Source organism: Bacillus sp. JJ1521 (assembly GCF_036965165.1).
Classification (GTDB): Bacteria; Bacillota; Bacilli; order Bacillales; family Bacillaceae_L; genus Ferdinandcohnia.
This window is the reverse complement of the sequence record NZ_JBALOX010000069.1, coordinates 1-19,750: the sequence shown is the minus strand read 5'-3', so window position 1 is coordinate 19,750 and position 19,750 is coordinate 1. Positions and strand designations below refer to the sequence as shown.

Annotated in this window: 23 protein-coding genes and 2 pseudogenes; 4 read left to right on the top strand and 21 right to left on the bottom strand. The window is 37.2% G+C overall.

Features of this window, described 5'->3' with window-relative positions:
* Window positions 1–24: 24 nt before the first annotated feature.
* The 3 genes from V7147_RS11060 to V7147_RS11050 all read right to left on the bottom strand — a co-directional run bounded on the left by V7147_RS11060 (window position 25) and on the right by V7147_RS11050 (window position 2,853).
* On the bottom strand, window positions 25–498 hold the full coding sequence (locus V7147_RS11060) for a Uma2 family endonuclease (RefSeq protein WP_335367942.1): 474 nt from the start codon (window positions 496–498) through the stop codon (window positions 25–27).
* Between the two features lie 426 nt (window positions 499–924).
* Window positions 925–1,986 (bottom strand): LLM class flavin-dependent oxidoreductase, encoded by a 1,062-nt coding sequence (locus tag V7147_RS11055; protein WP_335367908.1) that lies wholly within the window; start codon window positions 1,984–1,986, stop codon window positions 925–927.
* Window positions 1,987–2,001: 15 nt separating this feature from the next.
* Window positions 2,002–2,853: a VOC family protein gene (locus V7147_RS11050; RefSeq protein ID WP_335367907.1), complete on the bottom strand. Its 852-nt coding sequence runs from the start codon at window positions 2,851–2,853 to the stop codon at window positions 2,002–2,004.
* Between the two features lie 172 nt (window positions 2,854–3,025).
* On the opposite strand from V7147_RS11050, the gene V7147_RS11045 reads away from it, so the two are divergent.
* Window positions 3,026–3,340 carry a winged helix-turn-helix transcriptional regulator gene (locus tag V7147_RS11045; RefSeq protein ID WP_335367906.1) on the top strand — a complete coding sequence of 105 codons (315 nt, stop codon included), beginning with the start codon at window positions 3,026–3,028 and terminating at the stop codon, window positions 3,338–3,340.
* A 258-nt stretch (window positions 3,341–3,598) separates the two neighbouring features.
* Here the strand turns inward: V7147_RS11045 and V7147_RS11040 are convergent, their stop codons facing one another.
* Window positions 3,599–4,540 (bottom strand): aldo/keto reductase, encoded by a 942-nt coding sequence (locus V7147_RS11040; RefSeq protein WP_335367905.1) that lies wholly within the window; start codon window positions 4,538–4,540, stop codon window positions 3,599–3,601.
* 155 nt (window positions 4,541–4,695) lie between these two features.
* On the opposite strand from V7147_RS11040, the gene V7147_RS11035 reads away from it, so the two are divergent.
* The gene (locus V7147_RS11035; protein WP_335367904.1) at window positions 4,696–5,451 is read left to right on the top strand and encodes an IclR family transcriptional regulator; all 756 of its coding nucleotides are present in this window, start codon (window positions 4,696–4,698) and stop codon (window positions 5,449–5,451) included.
* Window positions 5,452–5,464: 13 nt separating this feature from the next.
* Window positions 5,465–6,595 (top strand): NADH-dependent flavin oxidoreductase, encoded by a 1,131-nt coding sequence (locus tag V7147_RS11030; RefSeq protein WP_335367903.1) that lies wholly within the window; start codon window positions 5,465–5,467, stop codon window positions 6,593–6,595.
* A gap of 75 nt (window positions 6,596–6,670) precedes the next feature.
* Here the strand turns inward: V7147_RS11030 and V7147_RS11025 are convergent, their stop codons facing one another.
* From V7147_RS11025 to V7147_RS10955, 15 genes and pseudogenes are all read right to left on the bottom strand, one after another.
* Window positions 6,671–7,231, bottom strand: coding sequence for a TVP38/TMEM64 family protein (locus V7147_RS11025; RefSeq protein ID WP_335367902.1), 561 nt, complete (start codon window positions 7,229–7,231; stop codon window positions 6,671–6,673).
* 31 nt (window positions 7,232–7,262) lie between these two features.
* Complete coding sequence (locus tag V7147_RS11020; RefSeq protein WP_438824578.1) at window positions 7,263–7,895, bottom strand: nitrite reductase; 633 nt, start codon at window positions 7,893–7,895, stop codon at window positions 7,263–7,265.
* Window positions 7,896–7,980: 85 nt separating this feature from the next.
* Complete coding sequence (locus tag V7147_RS11015; protein WP_335367901.1) at window positions 7,981–10,413, bottom strand: heavy metal translocating P-type ATPase; 2,433 nt, start codon at window positions 10,411–10,413, stop codon at window positions 7,981–7,983.
* 73 nt (window positions 10,414–10,486) lie between these two features.
* Window positions 10,487–10,693 carry a copper chaperone CopZ gene (gene copZ / locus V7147_RS11010; protein WP_229140765.1) on the bottom strand — a complete coding sequence of 69 codons (207 nt, stop codon included), beginning with the start codon at window positions 10,691–10,693 and terminating at the stop codon, window positions 10,487–10,489.
* Window positions 10,694–10,762: 69 nt separating this feature from the next.
* Complete coding sequence (locus V7147_RS11005; protein WP_335367900.1) at window positions 10,763–11,095, bottom strand: metal-sensitive transcriptional regulator; 333 nt, start codon at window positions 11,093–11,095, stop codon at window positions 10,763–10,765.
* A gap of 123 nt (window positions 11,096–11,218) precedes the next feature.
* On the bottom strand, window positions 11,219–11,548 hold the full coding sequence (locus V7147_RS11000) for a hypothetical protein (protein ID WP_438824577.1): 330 nt from the start codon (window positions 11,546–11,548) through the stop codon (window positions 11,219–11,221).
* A gap of 128 nt (window positions 11,549–11,676) precedes the next feature.
* Window positions 11,677–11,937 (bottom strand): metal-sensitive transcriptional regulator, encoded by a 261-nt coding sequence (locus V7147_RS10995; protein WP_335367899.1) that lies wholly within the window; start codon window positions 11,935–11,937, stop codon window positions 11,677–11,679.
* A gap of 89 nt (window positions 11,938–12,026) precedes the next feature.
* The gene (locus tag V7147_RS10990; protein WP_335367898.1) at window positions 12,027–12,803 is read right to left on the bottom strand and encodes a sulfite exporter TauE/SafE family protein; all 777 of its coding nucleotides are present in this window, start codon (window positions 12,801–12,803) and stop codon (window positions 12,027–12,029) included.
* 52 nt (window positions 12,804–12,855) lie between these two features.
* Window positions 12,856–13,083, bottom strand: coding sequence for a sulfurtransferase TusA family protein (locus V7147_RS10985; protein WP_335367897.1), 228 nt, complete (start codon window positions 13,081–13,083; stop codon window positions 12,856–12,858).
* Between the two features lie 30 nt (window positions 13,084–13,113).
* On the bottom strand, window positions 13,114–14,226 hold the full coding sequence (locus V7147_RS10980) for an MBL fold metallo-hydrolase (RefSeq protein ID WP_335367940.1): 1,113 nt from the start codon (window positions 14,224–14,226) through the stop codon (window positions 13,114–13,116).
* Window positions 14,227–14,289: 63 nt separating this feature from the next.
* Window positions 14,290–14,865, bottom strand: coding sequence for a sulfurtransferase TusA family protein (locus V7147_RS10975; RefSeq protein ID WP_335367896.1), 576 nt, complete (start codon window positions 14,863–14,865; stop codon window positions 14,290–14,292).
* A 118-nt stretch (window positions 14,866–14,983) separates the two neighbouring features.
* A complete protein-coding gene (locus V7147_RS10970) occupies window positions 14,984–15,379 on the bottom strand; it encodes a DsrE/DsrF/DrsH-like family protein (protein ID WP_335367895.1) in 396 nt (131 codons plus the stop codon).
* 167 nt (window positions 15,380–15,546) lie between these two features.
* Entirely contained in the window at window positions 15,547–15,843 is a 297-nt protein-coding gene (locus V7147_RS10965; RefSeq protein ID WP_335367894.1) for a rhodanese-like domain-containing protein, read from the bottom strand.
* 16 nt (window positions 15,844–15,859) lie between these two features.
* Window positions 15,860–16,218 (bottom strand): annotated as a pseudogene (locus tag V7147_RS10960) (rhodanese-like domain-containing protein).
* 301 nt (window positions 16,219–16,519) lie between these two features.
* Window positions 16,520–16,587, bottom strand: a pseudogene (locus V7147_RS10955) (Lrp/AsnC family transcriptional regulator); the annotation flags it as partial.
* A gap of 506 nt (window positions 16,588–17,093) precedes the next feature.
* On the opposite strand from V7147_RS10955, the gene V7147_RS10950 reads away from it, so the two are divergent.
* Window positions 17,094–18,029, top strand: coding sequence for an urea transporter (locus V7147_RS10950; RefSeq protein WP_335367893.1), 936 nt, complete (start codon window positions 17,094–17,096; stop codon window positions 18,027–18,029).
* A gap of 148 nt (window positions 18,030–18,177) precedes the next feature.
* Here the strand turns inward: V7147_RS10950 and V7147_RS10945 are convergent, their stop codons facing one another.
* Both V7147_RS10945 and V7147_RS10940 read right to left on the bottom strand, forming a co-directional pair.
* Window positions 18,178–18,810, bottom strand: coding sequence for an FMN-dependent NADH-azoreductase (locus tag V7147_RS10945; protein WP_335367892.1), 633 nt, complete (start codon window positions 18,808–18,810; stop codon window positions 18,178–18,180).
* 217 nt (window positions 18,811–19,027) lie between these two features.
* Complete coding sequence (locus V7147_RS10940) at window positions 19,028–19,486, bottom strand: DUF1259 domain-containing protein (RefSeq protein ID WP_335367891.1); 459 nt, start codon at window positions 19,484–19,486, stop codon at window positions 19,028–19,030.
* Window positions 19,487–19,750: the final 264 nt, after the last annotated feature.

The window sequence follows — 19,750 nt, the reverse complement described above, 5'->3', positions numbered from 1 at the left end:
TAGAGGGACAGGTTCACTGTCCCTCTACACTCTAAAAATTCTACTAATTTCCGCGCTAAGTCCTTTATATATGAATGACTGTGCAGCCTCGTTATTCTTGTAGGTGGCACTGTTACTGATATTCTGATCCTCAAAATGATAGACAGTTACTTCTTTATTGTCTGGATTCACAATCCAGTACTCTCTTACGCCAGTGGACATATAGAGATCTAGTTTTTTTATAAGATCCTTACTCCTGGTGCTTTTCGAAAGAACTTCAACAACAATTGGCGGGACCCCTTTATAATAATCATTTTCATTTAAATTTTCCTCTAAATCACAAATAACCATCAAGTCTGGCTGAACGATATTAATATTGTCTGGGGTTCTCCTTAGTTCAATATCATATGGAGCAACCATTGGGGTACAGCTTTTCCCTTGAAAAAAGTTGTAAAAGGTCCCGAATAACTCAGTTATAGCCATCTGATGAGCAGTTCTAGGTGAAGTAAGCAAATAGATTTCTCCATCAATATACTCGTACCTTTCATCAGATTCTTGTTGTAATATTAAAAATTCCTCATATGTCGACTTTTTCTCATCATAGTTATACTCATTTGCCTTTTCATGTACTATTTCCGACTGGATTTTATTTCCTGTTGCTATTTCTTTAACCGCTGTTAGTTTGGCAATTTCTGTACATTACGGGTAATGATAATGTCCTCCTGTGCCGCAAGCATTAAATATTTCCCGAAATTATTTTGCAGTTCTGTAGAGTTTACTATCACCTTTATCACACCTCACATTAGTTAAAATAGCTAATTTAGCTAATTTTTTTATATGGGGAACATTTTCCATTTTCAAGCGTTTAGGATTTTGAGTTTTTAATACTTTACACAAAAAAGAATATCAGACACCTAAATAGCATCTGATATTCTTGATTCTATATTATTTACTTGTTTCTCTGCGAACGATTGGAGCTACTTCCGTTGCTAACAACTCAATCCCTTTTGCAACATTTTTAAACGGTTGACCCCCAATATCTAATTGTGCAAGGAAGCGTTGGTGCCCAAAGAGTTCATATTGTTGAAGGATTTTTTCAACCACTTGCTGTGGACTTCCCACGAACAAAGCGGTATCTGGACTAGCCATCTGTTCAAATTCAGCCCGTGACGGCTTTATCCCCATTCCACGCTGTCGGTTCAAATATGCCCAGTAATTGGAGTGATAAGGATAAAACTCGTCTTTAGCCTGCTGCGTTGTCTTAGCTATATAAGCATGACCGGTTACACCAACCTTTAATGCTTCTGCTGCATGTCCTGCATCTATTCCAGCTTGACGATAAAGATCGACAAGTGGCTTAAAACGTTTTGGAGGACCACCTAGGATAGCTAAAGCCATACCCACCCCAAATCTTCCAGCACGTACGGCACTCTCCGGTGTTCCTCCCACTCCAATCCAAACTGGTAATTTTTCTTGTGCCGGTCTTGGTGCTATTTCTGCATTTCTTAAAGATGGACGGAAATTTCCAGACCAAGTGACGGTCTCATTTTCAGTTAGTTGTAAGAGGAGATCCATATGTTCTTCAAACAATTCATCATAATCGTTTGTACTATAACCGAATAGAGGAAATGATTCGATAAAAGCTCCTCTACCCGCTAGTATTTCGGCCCGGCCATCAGAAAGCAAATCCAATGTAGCAAAATCTTCAAATAGCCGAACAGGATCTAGCGTACTTAAAACACTTGTTGTACTAGTTAAGCGAATATGCTTAGTTCCTTGGGCAACAGCAGCCAGTAGTACAGCAGGAGAAGAAGAAGCGTAATCTAGACGATGATGTTCCCCTACTCCAAATACATCTAGTCCCGCCTCATCCGCAAGCTTTGCGGCTTGAATGATTTCTTTCACTCTTTCCTTAGCCGTAATCGTATTTCCGGTAAGGGGGTCCGGGCCAATATCTGCAAGTGTATATATCCCAATTTCAAGGCCACTTTTTTTATCTTGATTCATAAAGGTTCTCTCCTTTTAAACAACTAATACGATTTGGTTACCAGAAGGGTCGTACGTAATAAAGTTATTATTTTCTTCCTCAACTGTTGCACCCATCTGTTTTAAGTTATTCACGATCCTGGCACGAGTTTCTTCATTTGGCAATATGAGTGTATAAAAATCAAGGCCAACACCATTTTTAGGTGGCATCGGTGCACCTACCCCATTCCATGTGTTTACCCCTATATGATGGTGATACTTTCCATAAGAAAGGAATAATGCCTGCCCTCCAAATCGATTTACGACATCCATTCCAAGACCCTTCACATAAAATTCTTCGGTCTTTCTTAACTCAGCTACGTGTAAGTGAATATGCCCCATCACTGTTTCTTCTGGCATCCCTTGCCATGACTCACCAGGCACAATGTTTGTTAATAATCTTTCAAAATCTAGTGGATCAACAGCCATATCCACTTCATCACCATGCCAATCCCATTCAGAAGGATTGCGGTCGATATAAATTTCAATTTGGTTTCCATCAGGATCGTTAAGATATAAAGCTTCACTTACAAGATGGTCTGAAGAACCAAAGCGAATTCCCTTGTCATCCAAATGAACAACGATATTAGCTAAATCCGTTTTATTTGGTAAAAGAAGAGCAAAATGGTAGAGCCCTGTTGTTCTTCCCTGTTTTGAGATAACATCTTCGGGTTGTTCAAGTGAAAGAATGCTCGTTTTTCCATTTGTAGTTAGTTTCGCTGTTGTAGATGTTTGTTCCAATATATCGAAGCCAAGTATTTCTTTATAAAATTGTAAAGACCGTTCTAACTTTTCAACTTTAATTTTGACATGTCCTACGAACGTGGTCAGTTTTGTGTGAAATCCCATAATAGCCCTCCTAGAATTTTTTATAATTTGCAACATTGATATATTTTTCACATAGTTACTTTATGTAAGTAAGTATATATATATAAATTAATACTGTCAAGTAACTATATTTCTTATTGTAATCTAATGATTATTTTTGGTACAATAGAAATTAAGTGAGGTGCATTTTACAATGAAACAACCTATAATTTGTCCAAAGTTCGAGAAAGCAATTACGATTTTAAGCCAAAGATGGACAGCATTAATCATCTATCAATTATTAGTAGGACCACAAAGGTTTAATGAAATACAATCTTCAATTGGTATTAGTGGAAAGGTATTATCAGACCGTTTAAAAGATCTAGAGCAGAGAGGATTGGTTAAACGAGAAGTGATTCCAGAAACCCCCGTTATTATTGAGTATTCCTTAACGGAAAAAGGACATACCATGGAGCCAATTTTAAAGGAAATTGAACGATGGTCACAAGAATGGATAAAACCAGAATAATAGAATCCAGCAAAAGTATAATAAGCGGAGATTTTCCGGTTAGACACAGAATAGATCCCGTTTAGGGATATATAAGGGGAGATTTTCCGCTTATGCAAAGCAAAATCCCCTATTTTCACATTTTTGAAGTAAATACGCGGAATTTCTCCGCCTATTTATGCTTTTTTTATTATTAAAATCAAATTAAGCGGAATTTTTCTGTCTATTTATCAGCTTGGGTTCTTAACCTGATCACCACGGGGAACAACCCTGCTGTTATTAGTTTTTACTTAAAATATCATCAATTATGTTTATTTCTTCCTTTGATAAACTAATATCGGTTGCTTGAATATTTTCAAGGATACGTTCTTTTCGTTTACCTCCTGGGATAACTGCATCAATACCTTCTTGGGCGAGTAACCAAGCAAGTGCTAAGTTAGGAAGAGTCGTTTCTTTCCCGGAAGCAATTTCTTTTAACTTGTCCAGAGTTACAAGGGTCTTTTGGAACTGTTCTCCTTGGAATAATGGAACTGAATTGCGCCAATCCTGAGCATCTAACTTAGATTCCTTAGTGAAGCCACCACCAAGCAACCCAAATGCTAATGGACCATATGGGATAAACGAAATATTATTTTCAATACAATAAGGTAATAATTCTTTCTCTGCAGAACGATCTAGCATATTGTATGGTGACTGTAGGACAGAAATATCGCCGTTTGCGTTTGCCTCTTTTAATTGCTCAAGTGAAACATTAGAAATACCTATTGTACGGATTTTACCTTCTTCTTTTAAACGAGCTAATTCACCAATTGATTCAGAAAAAGGAGTTACATTATCCGGAAAATGTAAATAATACAAGTCTACATAATCTAATTGCAGTCTTTGTAAACTTTTCTCAACTGCTTCTCTTAAATACTCTGGTCTATTGTCAGTTTTTACATCGTCTAAATTAGTAAAATTTTGAGCTCCTTTAGTCGCAATTACATAGTCGTCACGCTTGAATTCCTTTAATACCTCACCGACTAGTTCCTCTGAACGACCTAGACCATATATATCCGCTGTATCAATAAAGTTTACACCGTTATTTAATGCTTCTCTGACTAAATATTTTCCATCTTCTTCATTCAGATTCTGGAATAAATTATGCCCACCAACTGCATTTGTACCAAGTCCTATTACTGAGACTTCAAGATTTGATTTTTTTAATTTAGTGTATTTCATAAAATTTACCTCCAATCGTTGATTAGCCCTATCATAAGTCCTTATTTTCAAACCTACAAATTTCTTTGGAATAGTTTCATTTAATGAAACTCGATCTGTATATTTTGAGCTCAAAAACTAAAACATCTATACTATCAGGAGACTGAGGTGATGAAATGGCAAGAAATGAAGTATCAACGTTAAAAAAGGGGCTTCTCGTTTTAGAATTAGTAAAACAACGCAGAGGTATTACGTTAAGAGAAGTGATAGATGAACTGAAATTAAGTAAATCGACAGCTTTTCGAATTTTAACAACCCTCGAAGAAATGGGATACGTATATAAACTTCAAACTCAATATTTTATTCATCATAAAATGTTTTGCGAGAGTTTTGAGAAGCGTTCAGAAATGGATTGGGCTGCCCTACGTTCGGTTTATCAAGTTGCAAAAGAATTGCAGATGAGTACCTATATAGGAAAAGTGGACGGAACCGATCTTGTGATGACCCAAGTCTTACATGCTCCGTATCAAGAGTCTGCTGACGAGGAAATTGGAAATCGTTCAAAACTACATCAATCTGCTTTAGGTAAGGTAATACTAGCGAATTTAGGCGATGACTCGTTAGCTTCCATTTTTGATAAATTGTCACTTGAAAAAGCAACAAAAAATACATTTCAGGATTCGCAACTATTCCGATATCATTTAAAGGCTATTCAAGAGGATGGTTATGCCTTTGACGATGAGGAACGGATTGTAGGTATCCGTTGTGTGGCCATTCCAGTTTTTCGAAATCAGGAAGTTATTGCTGCCTTAGCAATCGCAGCACCTGCCGAGCAAATTTCTCGAAGCAATATTAAACACATTGCTACAAAGCTACATGCAGGCAGTAAAGCCATTACGAAAGAAATAGAAACCTTAGTGAATATAGATTAACCGGAGGAATTCCATGAATAATAAATATCAACATTTATTTCAAGATTATACATTTAAAAGTGGTGTCCACGTAAGAAATAGACTCATGATGGCACCAATGACAACTTTTTCTGCAGATGAAAATGATTATGTGTCACAGGAAGAGCTTGATTATTATAAGGAACGTGCAAATGGCGTAGGAACAATCATTACGGCTTGTGCATACGTATCGAAAAACGGTAAAGGATTCGATGGCCAAATGGGGGTTGATCATGATGGGACAATTGAAGGTCTTTCCAAATTAGCTGATGTTATTCACTCTGGAGGTGCTAAAGGAGTTGTTCAGCTTTATCACGGAGGGCGTTTAGCAGTTCCAAGACTTATTCCAAATGGAGAAACAGTAAGTGCAAGTGCTGTCGCACCACTTGGGGACCGTGGTTTTTATAGCGTAGAGCAAACACCGAGGGCTTTAACAACCGAGGAAGTATATGAAATTATACATGATTTTGGTGAAGCTACACGCCGTACAATTGAAGCTGGTTTTGACGGAGTGGAATTGCATGGTGCAACTGGCTATTTACTACAACAGTTTGTTTCACCACATTCTAAACGCCGAACAGATGAGTTCGAAAACCGCTATTTATTCGCATTAAAACTAATAGATGAAGTGAAGCGTGTAATCAAAGCACATGCTACAAAACCGTTCTTGATCGGTTATCGTTTTTCACCAGAAGAACCCGAAACACCAGGTATCACCATGAAAGAGACATTTGAATTACTTGACGAATTAATGAATGCAAAAATAGATTATATTCATATCGCCACTACGAATGCGTGGGCAAAGCCACGTAGAGGAATTGTTAGTGAAAAATCACGTACAGAATTAATTGCAGAATATATTGAAGGACGTGTGCCAGTTATTGGTGTTGGAAATATTCATACACCCGATGAAGCGGCACTTGTATATGAGAAAGGAAAAACAGACTTTGTAGCACTTGGACGAGCACTCGTAGTTGATCCTCATTGGGTTGAAAAAATTCAACAAAATGAAGAAAAAATGATTAGATACCGACTAACAACAACTGACCAACACCAAGCCGTTATTCCCACTCCTTTATGGAAATTAATATTGGAAATTGAAGGATGGTTTCCTGTAGTAAAATAGTGGAACAGAGGGAGCAGGATCATTGTACCAATCCTAAAATTGAAGGGACGCGGGACCCGCCCCCGTGTCCCTTCATTATTTTTTCTTTTGATTTTTACTTATACTTCTAACAAAATAAAATAGCCCAACTAATGCTAGGATTGATAAAATGAGCTTTCCTTCTGTTGTCCAATTGGTTACTTGGTTCACTGAATATGCTTCAAAAAGTAGTGCTGGGATCTTTCCGATTGAACTTGCAAAGAGAAATACGATAAGACTAACTGTACCTATTGCTGAGGCAAATGTTACTAAACCGGATGGAACAAAAGGTAGTAATCGCAAAAAAAGAATTAGAAAAAAGGCACCCTTCCCTTTAATGCCAAGAAGTTTAGATACAAGTGGATATTTATTAAGTTTTTTTCCAACAAACCTTTTAAAACCCTTTCGGTAAAGCCAAAAAGAAACAATCGCTCCTAAAGTCTCCCCCAAGAAAGAAATGTAGGCCCCCTTCCAAAAACCAAAGACTAGTAGGTTTGCAGCTGTGACAAAAACACTGGGAATAAAGCCAAAGATGCTGATTAGAATATTAACCAGCAAACTGACAACAACGGCGAACTCTTTATGGTTAACTAGAACTTCCACTAGCCAATTCTGCATACTTTTCCTCCGTGTACTTAGGCACCTAAACCTATATAACTGACACTTTTATATTCTCTAAGCCATAACGTGTTACAAATTTAGAGAATTGTTCCCTTTTCTTGCCTTGTTCAGCATAGATCGTAATTATTTTTTCAACAACTTCATAAAGTTGTTCTGGTGTAAGCTGCTCTATTAATAAAGTGCCAGCTTTGGCGTCTTTCCCTTTTGCTTTTCCACCGATATATAAATCATATCCATCCCTAATCTTCATTACGCCGATATCATTTACTAAAGGTTCCCCACATCCTACTGGACATCCGGTATAGGCTGGGCGAAGAGTAAAAGGAACTTGTTTTCCTGCAATTCGATTATTAAGTTCAATGGCTACAGGCATACCTTCTTCTTCTGCGCCTTTACAAAAATTACAAGTTCTTAAGCTTTTTACAAAATTCCCTACTGGGTAACAGGACAAGCCGACTGCCTTGAATTTTTCTCGTACCAATTCAACTTTACTTTCAAATACATCAATATAAAGCTGTTGGAAAGTCGTTAACTCCAGTTCATCACCATCATTCATATACTCAGCAATGACAACAAGTTGTTTGGCATTTAGTTTTGCTCCAAATGAGATTCCACCGTTCACAGCTAATTTAACTTTTTTATCTTGTTGGTCCACTATCATTCTCACACCCTATCAATTCATTTTTTGCATAAAAAATTATAGAGTAAACTGGACAAATCAAAGTTTACTCTATAGCTTAAACTCATTATTTTAATTTTACGCGTTGTAAACGTAATGCGTTTAATACAACCGACACGGAACTAAATGCCATTGCTGCACCTGCTACCCATGGAGCTAGGAATCCTATTGCCGCAATTGGAATTCCAATTGTGTTATAGGCAAATGCCCAGAATAGGTTCTGTTTAATATTTCGCATTGTTTTACGACTCATTAAAATTGCATCTGCAATACTATTGAGGTCACCACGGATTAGTGTAATGTCGGCAGCTTCCATTGCAACATCAGTACCCGTACCAATGGCCATCCCGATATCCGCAGTAGCTAGTGCTGGTGCGTCATTGATGCCATCACCAACCATCGCCACTTTTTTACCCTGCTGTTGTAATTTCTTCACTTCTTCTGCTTTACCTTCAGGAAGTACTTCTGCGATAACCGAATCAACGCCGACCTCTTTCCCGATGGCTTGTGCTGTACGCTTATTATCACCTGTCATCATAATGACATGAATGCCCATGTCATGTAAACGACGAACAGCTTCTTTAGATGTATCTTTAATGGTATCCGCTACGGCAACTAGACCTGCGTACTGTCCATTTATACCAGCTAGCATCGCAGTTTTACCGTCACTTTCTAGTTTTTCCATCTTCGGTAAAACCGATTGTATTTCGATACCATATTGCTGCATAAGTTTACGTGTACCAATGACAATTCCTTGCCCAGATACTGTTGCAATGACACCATAACCTGGAATCGCCTCGAAGAATTGAACATTCCCAAGCTCGATACCTTTATCTTGAATACCTTCAACGATCGCTTGTGCGAGTGGATGCTCAGATTGTTTTTCTGCTGCTCCGATTAGTGATAAAAATGTCTCTTCAACTTGAGCTTCTGGTACTAAGACATCCGTTAAAACTGGTTTACCATGAGTTACAGTACCAGTTTTGTCGACTACTACTGTATCAATGCTTTGGGTTTGTTCTAGGTGCTCGCCGCCTTTGAATAAAATACCAAACTCTGCCGCACGACCAGATCCCGCCATAATAGAAGTCGGTGTTGCGAGTCCCAACGCACATGGACAAGCAATAACCAGTACCGCAATTAACACTTCAAGTGCAGGCGTAAATTCACCAGGTTGAACCCAGATGATCCAGACTAAGAATGTAAGGAGAGCAATTCCCACTACAATCGGTACAAATATACCTGAAATCTGGTCCGCCAAACGTTGGATCGGTGCTTTCGAACCTTGTGCATCTTCTACAACCTTAATGATTTGAGCTAATGCTGTGTCACGTCCAACCTTGGTTGCTGTCATTTTGATAAACCCATTTTTATTAATCGTTGATCCGTATAATACGTCACCGCTCTTTTTATCGACAGGTAAACTTTCACCTGTTAACATGGATTCATCAACAGCTGTATTTCCTTCTATTACTTCTCCATCAACAGGAATTTTCTCCCCCGGCTTAACTAAAATCGTGTCACCAATTACGACCTCTTCTAACGGAATTTCTTTTTCAACTCCATCACGTACGACGATCGCTGTTTTTGCTTGAAGCCCCATTAATTTTTTAATCGCTTCAGATGAACGGCCTTTTGCCCTTGCTTCAAATAATTTACCTAAAACAATCAGTGTAATGAGTACTGCACTTGTTTCAAAGTATAGATGTGGAGCATGATTTGTTCCAGCTGTTACAATTGCTTGATATACACTGTAAAAATAGGCTGCGGATGTACCCATGGCAACGAGCACATCCATGTTTGCACTACCATTACGAAGTGCTTTATAGGCACCTACATAAAACTGCTTCCCGATAATAAATTGTACCGGTGCTGCTAAGATCATTTGTATCCATGGATTCATTAAGATGTCTGGCACATATAAAAATGATGTAAAGGAAAAATGCCCGACCATCGTCCATAATAAAGGTAGTGATAAAATCAGTGATACTATAAATTTACGTTGCTGATCTTTTATCGCCTTTTCGCGGTGGTCTACCTGTTCCTTATCCTCTTGCTTTTGGTGTGCACCGTAACCGAGTTTTTCAACCTGCGCAATAATATCTGCAATAGTTACCTCAGAAGGATTAAATTCAATCGTAGCTTTTTCAAGTGCTAAATTGACGGTTGCATTCGCAATACCTTCCATCTTATTTAACCCTTTTTCAATACGTGTCGAACAAGCTGCACAAGTCATTCCTGTAATATCAAATTCAGCTTTTTGTTTCACAACACCGTAGCCTAATGCTTCGATTTTCTTTTCAAAATCTGCTTCACTTAGCTTTGATGGGTCATATTTAATCGTTGACTTTTCAAGTGCTAGGTTAACGGATGCCTGCTCAACACCCTCCATTTTATTTAACCCTTTTTCAATACGTGTCGAACACGCTGCACAAGTCATACCTGTAATTTGAATGCTCGCTTCTTTTAATTTACTAGCTTCTGCCGCAGCAGCACTCATGCCCTTCACTACCTCTCTTATACCTATACGGGGTATATTTTTATGAAAATGAGAGAGTGCTATGAAAGCACTCTTATTCTACGTCATATCCTTGATCATCAATCGTTTCTTTAATTTTATCAAGGGATACTTTGGATTCATCAAAGGCTACTTCAACCAAAGCTTCATCTAATTTTACCTTTACCTCACTAACACCTTCTAATACACCAACGCTACCTTCTACCGCTTTTACACAATGTCCACAAGACATTCCTTGTACGTTTAATGTTACAGTTTGCATATTGATTCTCTCCTTTAAAAATGTATTATTTTTATACTCTATAGGGGTATATAAATTTCAAAAAAAATTTTATTTTTTCATTAGCTTTTGGATGGTTACAACCAATTCGTCTAATACCTCGTCATCACCTTCAGAAAGGCGATCAACGACACACCCCTTTAAATGACCTTCCAAAAGTATTTTGGCCACACTATTTAAAGCTGATTGTGTTGCAGAAATCTGAGTGATAACATCATCACAGTACACATCTTTGTCAATCATTCCCTTTATGCCTCGAATTTGACCTTCAATGCGATTTAAGCGATTTGTTAAATTCTGTTTAACATGTTCAGGATGATGGCTTTTTCGTTCAGATGTACCACATTCGGAATGACAGGTTACTTCTTCAGCTTTGTTTTCCATAGCATAACCTCCTAACTTTATTCCATCGTAACATACCCCCGCTAGGTATGTAAAGAAATTAAATTTCGGTTTTACATCTTTTTCGGAAAACGGAGATAGGTACATTGAATCTGTCCCATAGTCTCACTCCACTTGTTTTTGCCCAACAAATTTCAGCTGTAGTTCTTTTGGAAAGTGACCAAAGATACATACAATTTCATCCCATTTTTCTTTACTCCAGTTTGCTTCGTATATATCCACAAGTTCATTTGAGGCCCCTACTCCTCGTTCTTCTGCAAGTTTTTTTGATTTTACGAGTCCCGATTTCGCATGATCCCATGCTTTGACGTTCATTCTCTGCTCAGCTAAGTAAACAGCATTACGACCTTCACCTTCAGCTATGGCCAAAGCATCACCATACGCTTTTATCTTTCCCTGGAATTCCTTCGATAAACATTCGCTTCTTTGCCACAAACAAAAAGTCTCCGCTAGAGAGCGTGTATTCCAATGATTCATGGCTTTGAAAATTATACCCTTTTTTTGTGTAAAGACAAACTCCCACTTACATTTTCTATATAAAAAAAGACCCGATTTTAGGTCTATTATCTACTCTTAACAAGAAGTTCGACTGCTTCCTTAACAAATTTCTCCGTATTTTCTCCTTTTTCCTCTGCATCTTGTACACATGATATTAGATTTGAGCTTACTATTACACCAATTGTACGGTCAATGGCAGTCCTTGCTGCAGACAACTGGGTGATAACATCCTTACAATCTTTATTTTCTTCCATCATGCGTAAAATACCACGTAATTGTCCTTCAATTCGTTTAACCCGGTTTTTTGTCTTCTCATCATAATCCATGTAAAATCCCCCTTCTATAATAAGGAACCACTAATAGATACATATTATACCCCACTTGGTATATAGTCAAACAGGGAACAATCAGACCCCTACAAAATATCCATCCAAATCTTCAATGCAGTAGCAGCAATTAATAGTGCAAGAATGATTTGTAAAGCCTTTGTATTCATTTTCTTACCAGCATATGCACCCAGCGGTGATGCAATTAGACTTGCCACAATCATAATGCTTGCAGGCAGATACTCAATTTGACCCGTTGTAATTTTCCCAACAGTAGAACCAATTGAAGAAATAAATGTGATTGCAAGAGAAGAGGCGATCGTCATTCTTGTTGGAATTTTTAAAACAACCAGCATAATAGGTACGAGCAAGAATGCACCAGCAGCTCCAACAATTCCTGAACCAATCCCTACGATTAGAGCAAGTATAGCCGCTAGCCATTTATTAAAAGTAACTTTATCAAAGGGAACATCATCCACATTCTTTTTGGGAACAAACATCATGATGGCAGCAATCAGTGCTAACACACCATAAACTATGTTAATTCCGCCCTCTGACATATATTTCGATCCAAATCCACCGACAAAACTACCGATTAGAATACTGATACCCATATATAAAATAAGTTTCTTGTTTAAATAACCACCCTTACGGTAAGCCCATACGCCACCTATAGTAGCAAAGAATACTTGGACTGCACTTATACCTGAAACTTCATGAGCGCTAAATGCAGCTAAACCGAAAATTGGTGGGATATATAATAGCATCGGATATTTTATAATTGAGCCCCCGATTCCTAACATGCCTGAAATATAGGAACCGATAAAACCAATTAAAAAAATTGTAATAATAAATGCAAAATCCATCGTTTTTCACCCCTTCTATTAAAAAGGGAACCAATTCGAGGTTCCCTTATTTTTAGCCCTTTTTAATCCAGAACTTTAATACATCTTTTTTTTCTTCATGTTTAATTAGTTCATGTCCACCGGCTTTAGACCAAGCAGCCAGGTCATTTATAGACCCTTTATCAGTAGCATGAATTTCTAGGATATCTCCTGATTCTAGTTCATTTAATGCCTTCTTTGTTTTTACGATAGGCATTGGACATGCAAGTCCTTTCGCATCTAATACTTTTGCTATATTCATACGTTCAATTCCTCCATACTGTATATTGTGTTAACGAACTGCACATCGGTTTGGCCCAATTTCCATTTCACGTTGCATTTCTTCATCAGGAGAGATTTTTCCCATATTTGTTTCACGAATTTCTTGGTATGCATTTGGTTGTGGTGGTAAGTTTTCAGTTACCATTTTTCTAAATTCAGCTTCATCATCAATGTTTAATCCATGGTTTTCCTCGAAAAGTGTTCCTAATTTTTCAGATACACTTCCATCCTCATTAAGTTCATCGATAATCATGAAATGAGCTGGTAAAACAAGTAGATTATTTGATAATTCTTTATAACGTTTGTAAAGAGTTTCTCTCAGATCACCTACCCAATCTTCTGCCAATCCAGCAAGGTCTGGTCTACCGATCGAGTCAATAAATAAGATATCACCAGAAAGTAAAAACTTATCATCAACAACAAAAGAAGTAGATCCAATTGTATGACCTGGAGAATATAAGGCATGGATAGTAATAGTTGTATTTCCAATCGTCACATCTTGCCCACCATCTAAAGGTGAATACTCAAATGTTACTTCGGTGGCATCTTTTGGTGGTAACCAGTACGTTGCATTTGTGGCTTGAGCAATTTTTCTCCCACCTGAAATATGATCCGCGTGTAAGTGTGAATCAAAAACATGTGTAATTTTCGCACCAATTCTAGTGGAAAAGTCAAGATAAATATCAGTCATACGAGTTGCATCAATTATAGCTGCTTCACCGTTCGAAACAACCATGTAGGAAAGACAGCCTTTCCCGATACGAACGAATTGATAGATTTCTCCGCCGTCTTTTAAGTCCCCAACTTTAACCGGCTCTAAATATTCACTCCAAGCCTTCATGCCCCCCTTTAGGTATGAAACTGTAAGACCCGCTTCGGAAAGCATATCTGCTATCATGACAGATGAACCTTCTTTGGCACAAACGACCAAGATATCTTTATCTTTTGGTAAATTATCAAGAATTTCTTCTACGCCATCTAATAATTCAAAATATGGGATATTTAAATAATCAAAGTTTTCACCTTCAATTCTCCAATCATTAAAGTTACTTTCAATACGAACATCTAAAATAAACAATTCTTCTTTATCAACTACTTTTTTTGTTACATCTTTTGACGTCATTACATTAACAGCCACGATCTAATTACCCCCTACCGTATATTTTAAATTAAAAATTTTTTAGATTTATTTAGCAATGCCAGTTGTTTTCCCTGTCCATTTTGTCATTCCAGGAAAAACATTTATGATATTTTTAAAGCCTTTTTCAGTTAATTTTTGTGACGCTAAATCGCTACGACTACCAGTACGGCAGATTACGTAGATTTCTTGATCTTTATTTAATTCATCCACTCTTTCTTCTAACTCTCCCATTGGAATGGAAATTGCTTCTGGGATATGATTAAAAGCATATTCAGCAGCTTCACGAACATCAAGTACAAGAATTTCTTTCCCAGAAGAAATAGCTGTTTCTAATTCCTCGTTTGAAATGACATGAGGATGTTTCTTTTCAGTAACTTCTTCCCCGTTGGCTTTGCGTAAATAATGCTTAAGCACACCTCCCTCATCAATCGTCCCAAGGTATTGATGTCCAGTCCCCTCAGCCCACGCCTTAAGATCAGCTGTTGAACCCTTATCTGTTGCATGAACCTCTAGGACCTGACCGCCCTCTAAATTACTGAATGCTTTTTTCGTTTTCACAATTGGCATTGGACATGCTAAGCCTTTTGCATCTAATACATGATTTGTTTTTAATGATTCCATTTTTGTACCTCCTGATATCTGAACCAATTCGTTTTTTTATTACCCACTAGGGTATTATAAAATTTATTTTTTGCAGCGAGGGATTCCTCACTGCATGTTATAGTCTTTATTAAATAAATTAGAACGTTAGTGTTGGTGATGCATCTTTTGCATATTCTAAGAATGTTACTGCTCCTCCAACTTCAATCCCATCAACAAAATCATCTTTAGTAAGCCCCATTACATCCATTGTCATTTGGCAAGCAATAAACTTCACACCTAATTCTTGTGCCATTTCTACTAGTTCCGGAATACTTGGTACATTTGCTTTAGCAAAACCTTCGGCAAAATGTTCTTTACCAGCTGGCATTTCTAATGCATGCATTCCTTGTTTATGAATGAGATTTAGACCTTCAAAAGTGAAGAAGATCGCAACATCTTTATCTGAAGCTGCTGCTGCTGTTGCAATATTAAATACTTTATAACCATCAAACACTCCACCATTTGCTGCAATAATCGCTACTTTATTTGACATATTAAAATCCTCCATTAACTTTTTAATTTTTCTCTGTTCTATTCGGGCAGACCTAGTAGAACGTTATATGAGATATTAGACTTATATTTTAATACCCCCATGGGTATATTTTTAATTAAAAATAAAAAGACGCTATGACTAATTAATCGCCCCCCTTTAGCAAAGAATTATTCCACGGGACCTCCCCATGCGAGCATTCCGCCCTCCATGTTGATTACATCGAGGCCATGGCTTTCAAGTAATTGACATGCTCTTCCACTTCTTCCACCCGAGCGGCAGACCATTATATATTCTTTTGACTTATCTAGCTCATGCATTCGAAATTCAACAAGGCCAAGTGGGATGTTCACAGCTCCAGGAATTTTCCTTTCAGCAACTTCATCTACTTCACGAACATCAATAATATTTAATGTTTTTCCTTCCGCTAATAATTCTTCGACTTCTTTTGCAGTTAATTGTTTCATGTGCAATCCTCCTAATTTATCTCCAGGTACTTACTCCGCCTTTTACATTTGTAATATTCTTAAAACCCATCTTTTTTAGTAGTTTACTAGCTTTTTGACTTCTCATACCACTTTGGCAAATAACAACTACCTCTTTATCCTTAGAAAGTTCATTTGCTTTTTGTGAAAGCTGTGAAGTGGCATATTTTTAAATCCTTTAATATGAAAGCCCTTGAACTCTCCGGGAGTTCGAACATCTATAAATTGCTTATCTTTTTCGTTTAATAGATTCTTGAGTTCTGTAGTTGTAATATTTTTTACGCCTTTTGTCGGAATAAAACGTTGAATGATAAAAAACGCAATTAGTGCGAAAAAAATATAATTGATATAATCCATTTTCATTGCCCCCTACTTTTATAATAGATAAATAAGTTTACATTATTCCCTCCAGTTTCATTCAGCCTTCATATCTACCATTACCCCCCTAGGTATAATATCAACTAAAAAAAGTGGGTGTTAACCCCAGGTGTTATTCAAAAAAGGAATTAGCAGTGTTGAAACTCACAAGTCATATATTATACCCCTATGGGTATAATGTCAATACCTAAGTTTCAGTGTGATTAATTGAAATCCAACTTTCACACTACTTATTAATAACAATTGTTAATTTGTAATTCGCATGCTCGTTTAAGGCCTTCTAAAATTCATCTATCTTTCATTCGATGGAAATTTGCATTCGAGAATGTAACAGCCATCTCCACTAATTTAATAGTTATGGGATACTACCACTTCATCTGTAATAAGTTCAACCGACTCTGGGTAATTTAATTTTAAACCACTTTCTTTTCATCTCATGTTAGAATCGCAGCTATTACAACCATAACCTTGTCAATTTCACGGGTTGTTAACTGCAAATGTGACCTCCTTATTTATTAGCTTTAATTAAGGCTGTTCTTGCAAACTTTGTTGCTTTTTACAAAAGGTGATTTTCGCTTCAGGTGGACGCTTTCTGCGTGCGTGGCTTGAGCCTCCTTGTCGCTATCGATCCTGCGGGGTCTCAAGACTCACGCTTTTCCCTCAGGAGTTGCCACCTTCCACTTCAATCACTTAGTGTGCATTTTAGTTAATAGCAACAATCTTTCGGAAAAGAGCCTTAATTAAAAAACATAAGGGTTAAATAACCACCATTATATAAAAAAAGGATGGGGTTTCTCTTTCATTCTTTACATTTGCTAGAAATATTTTAACCAATATTAGAGGGAAAGATCATTATGCAAACTGTATCACTTAAGGAGCATTGGCTTGTTAACCTATTAAAAGCTACATTAAATGGAATTTCTCAAGTTGTTCTTATTGAAAATCCGATAACTGGTTTTATTTTCTTATTAGCAATTACGATTTCTTCATATTCATTGGGGATTGTTGCATTTCTTTCTGCTCTCATTGGAACATTAATAGCTAAAATAGCTGGTGGGGACGAGGAAGCCATTGATCAAGGTTTATTTGGATTTAACTCAGTACTAACAGGAATGGCGCTAACCTTGTTTTTAAATGAACCCTATCATTGGATGATCGCCCTTTTTGGAGCAGCCGTAGCTGTAATTTTCACAGCAGCCATGATGCATTTTATGAAAAACTTAGACATCCCTGTACTTACTTTCCCTTATATTATTTTAACTTGGTTTTTCCTTCTCACTTCTTACCGATTGAAGGCATTTAAATTAAGTTCAGACTTAGTTCCTCAAAGTTTAGCTCATTGGGAACTAACCATTACTGGAGAAATTAATTGGGCTCACGGAATTTTTAATGGAATAGGGCAGATCTTCTTTTTAGATACTCTAGTGCCTGGCTTCATTCTTTTTGTAGGCGTATTTTGGGCAAGTTGGAGACTGGGTCTTTATGCAATCATAGGAAATATGGCTGCATTAGCAATATCTTTACTCCTTGGGGGAGAGTATTCTTTAATTTTTTCGGGACTTTATGGGTACAACGCCATCTTAACGATTATCGCGGTTTCCAAAGTCTTCATTAAAGACAATCATCCGATTGTGTTACTATCAGGTATTATAGCCGCTTGTTTGACTGTACCTATCGCAGCCAGTGTAATTTCCTGGCTGCTCCCCTTTGGTCTTCCAGCATTAACAATGCCTTTTGTTCTTTGTACGTGGCTTTTACTAGCAGCGAGGAAATTCCTCCCAAAACTTTAATAGAACATGTAGTTACCATTAAAAAGAGCATCTCGCTATACGAGATGCTCTTCATTGCTGATAATGAATCATTTTATCCTCATTATCAATTTTCGGATGTGGATTAAGCCAAAGATTCTCACCATCATGGTAATAACCTAAATTAAGATTAAACCAATACTGCCGATAAACCTTTTGCTACTTTTTCAACTTTTGCTAGCCCTTCAGCAATAATCTTTTCTGCTTGATCTGGTGCTGCAGCATGACCTTCGATGATGACTTCATCCATGATTTCCATACCGAATACGCCACCAGCAACATTTTTAATATAGGTAGCAGCCATTTCCATTGGTGCTGCCTCAGGTGTTGAGTAAATACCACCACGAGCACTTAGAATAACAGCTTTTTTATCAGTCATTAATTGAACTGCTTGCCCATTTTCATCATATTTGAATGTGTAACCAGCTTGGTAGACATAGTCGATGAATGTTTGTAATTTTGCTGGGATTGTTAAGTTCCATAATGGGAATACGAATACAACTACATCTGCTGCTGTTAATGCATCCATCGCTTTTTGTTTTGCAGCTAATATACGTTTCTCTATGTCTGTCATTTCTTCGCCTGATTTCACTTTACCAAAAGCGTTGAATAAATCTTGCCCAAGGTAAGGCATGTCCTCTGCAAATACATCATAAGTTGTGACATTTACACCTTCTATACTATTTATAAAAGTTTCATACATTTTACTTGATACAGCCTCTGAAGCTGGACGATTATTTGCTTTTACTACTAATACATTCATTATATTAAGAACTCCTCCATTTATCTTTAAATTAGTTATCTTGAATTAATGTTATATTAAAATAACATAAGAATCAACCGTTCTGCTCCTTTATTAACTGGTACTTTTTAGCATCACACTACTAACCATATTTCTAACCTACTCAAGAATAGACCGCAAAACAAAAAATAGACCTGCCCCAAGCATTAGGCGATGGGGGAGGTCCTTTCATATTTTCTTACTTTTTTTGTACCACTTCTATAGCTGACTTAACTGTTTGAGCAAGTGATTCCGGGTCACCTTTTCCTTGAAAGTGAAGATAGAGAATCATGGGTTGCTCAAACCAATGGTTATGTATTGCTGAAATTTGTAGACCCCCTTTTCGTAGTGAATCAATTACAGGGTTTACTTCTGAAGGTAGTAGCGCAAACTCACCTAAAACGATTGTTGTATTTCCGGTCCTTTTATAATTAGCATTAAGTGAAAGTCCCAACATTTCCGGAGGGAGCTTTACTCCCTCTAACGAGACGTTAAGGTTTTTACGAGTAACTTCCACTTTACAAACATTGTCCATCTGTTTTACATGATCAGCAAAGTAATTTTCAAACAACAGACATTCATTCTGTTCTGCTTCATATTTATCTGCTGGATATAAGAAAAACAAACTCAAAGCGAGAATTGGAATTATTCCTTTCAAAATCAAACCTCCCTTTTTATCTTTATTCTGTACTAAATAAGTAATTTCAGTCCCTAAAATTCTTTAATCGAGAAACCAGCGAAAGTAAGCGGAGATTTTCCGGTTAAATGCAGGATGGAGCTCGTTTCGAGGTATATAAGGGGAGGTTTTCCGCTTATGCGAAGTAAAATCCCCAATTTTTGAATTTTTCGAGTCTATAAGCGGAATCTCTCCGTCTATTCAATCTATTTTTTATCAAAATTACCAATTAAGCGAAATTTTTCC

Excerpts from the sequence above, each read along its gene's own strand:
- V7147_RS11055 (WP_335367908.1), bottom strand. The coding sequence starts at position 1,986 with ATGAATCAAGATAAAAAAAGTGGCCTTGAAATTGGGATATATACACTT.
- V7147_RS11050 (WP_335367907.1), bottom strand. The coding sequence starts at position 2,853 with ATGGGATTTCACACAAAACTGACCACGTTCGTAGGACATGTCAAAATT.
- V7147_RS11045 (WP_335367906.1), top strand. The coding sequence starts at position 3,026 with ATGAAACAACCTATAATTTGTCCAAAGTTCGAGAAAGCAATTACGATT.
- V7147_RS11040 (WP_335367905.1), bottom strand. The coding sequence starts at position 4,540 with ATGAAATACACTAAATTAAAAAAATCAAATCTTGAAGTCTCAGTAATA.
- V7147_RS11035 (WP_335367904.1), top strand. The coding sequence starts at position 4,696 with ATGGCAAGAAATGAAGTATCAACGTTAAAAAAGGGGCTTCTCGTTTTA.
- V7147_RS11030 (WP_335367903.1), top strand. The coding sequence starts at position 5,465 with ATGAATAATAAATATCAACATTTATTTCAAGATTATACATTTAAAAGT.
- V7147_RS11025 (WP_335367902.1), bottom strand. The coding sequence starts at position 7,231 with ATGCAGAATTGGCTAGTGGAAGTTCTAGTTAACCATAAAGAGTTCGCC.
- V7147_RS11020 (WP_438824578.1), bottom strand. The coding sequence starts at position 7,895 with ATGATAGTGGACCAACAAGATAAAAAAGTTAAATTAGCTGTGAACGGT.
- V7147_RS11015 (WP_335367901.1), bottom strand. The coding sequence starts at position 10,413 with ATGAGTGCTGCTGCGGCAGAAGCTAGTAAATTAAAAGAAGCGAGCATT.
- copZ (WP_229140765.1), bottom strand. The coding sequence starts at position 10,693 with ATGCAAACTGTAACATTAAACGTACAAGGAATGTCTTGTGGACATTGT.
- V7147_RS11005 (WP_335367900.1), bottom strand. The coding sequence starts at position 11,095 with ATGGAAAACAAAGCTGAAGAAGTAACCTGTCATTCCGAATGTGGTACA.
- V7147_RS10995 (WP_335367899.1), bottom strand. The coding sequence starts at position 11,937 with ATGGATTATGATGAGAAGACAAAAAACCGGGTTAAACGAATTGAAGGA.
- V7147_RS10990 (WP_335367898.1), bottom strand. The coding sequence starts at position 12,803 with ATGGATTTTGCATTTATTATTACAATTTTTTTAATTGGTTTTATCGGT.
- V7147_RS10985 (WP_335367897.1), bottom strand. The coding sequence starts at position 13,083 with ATGAATATAGCAAAAGTATTAGATGCGAAAGGACTTGCATGTCCAATG.
- V7147_RS10980 (WP_335367940.1), bottom strand. The coding sequence starts at position 14,226 with ATGACGTCAAAAGATGTAACAAAAAAAGTAGTTGATAAAGAAGAATTG.
- V7147_RS10975 (WP_335367896.1), bottom strand. The coding sequence starts at position 14,865 with ATGGAATCATTAAAAACAAATCATGTATTAGATGCAAAAGGCTTAGCA.
- V7147_RS10970 (WP_335367895.1), bottom strand. The coding sequence starts at position 15,379 with ATGTCAAATAAAGTAGCGATTATTGCAGCAAATGGTGGAGTGTTTGAT.
- V7147_RS10965 (WP_335367894.1), bottom strand. The coding sequence starts at position 15,843 with ATGAAACAATTAACTGCAAAAGAAGTCGAAGAATTATTAGCGGAAGGA.
- V7147_RS10950 (WP_335367893.1), top strand. The coding sequence starts at position 17,094 with ATGCAAACTGTATCACTTAAGGAGCATTGGCTTGTTAACCTATTAAAA.
- V7147_RS10945 (WP_335367892.1), bottom strand. The coding sequence starts at position 18,810 with ATGAATGTATTAGTAGTAAAAGCAAATAATCGTCCAGCTTCAGAGGCT.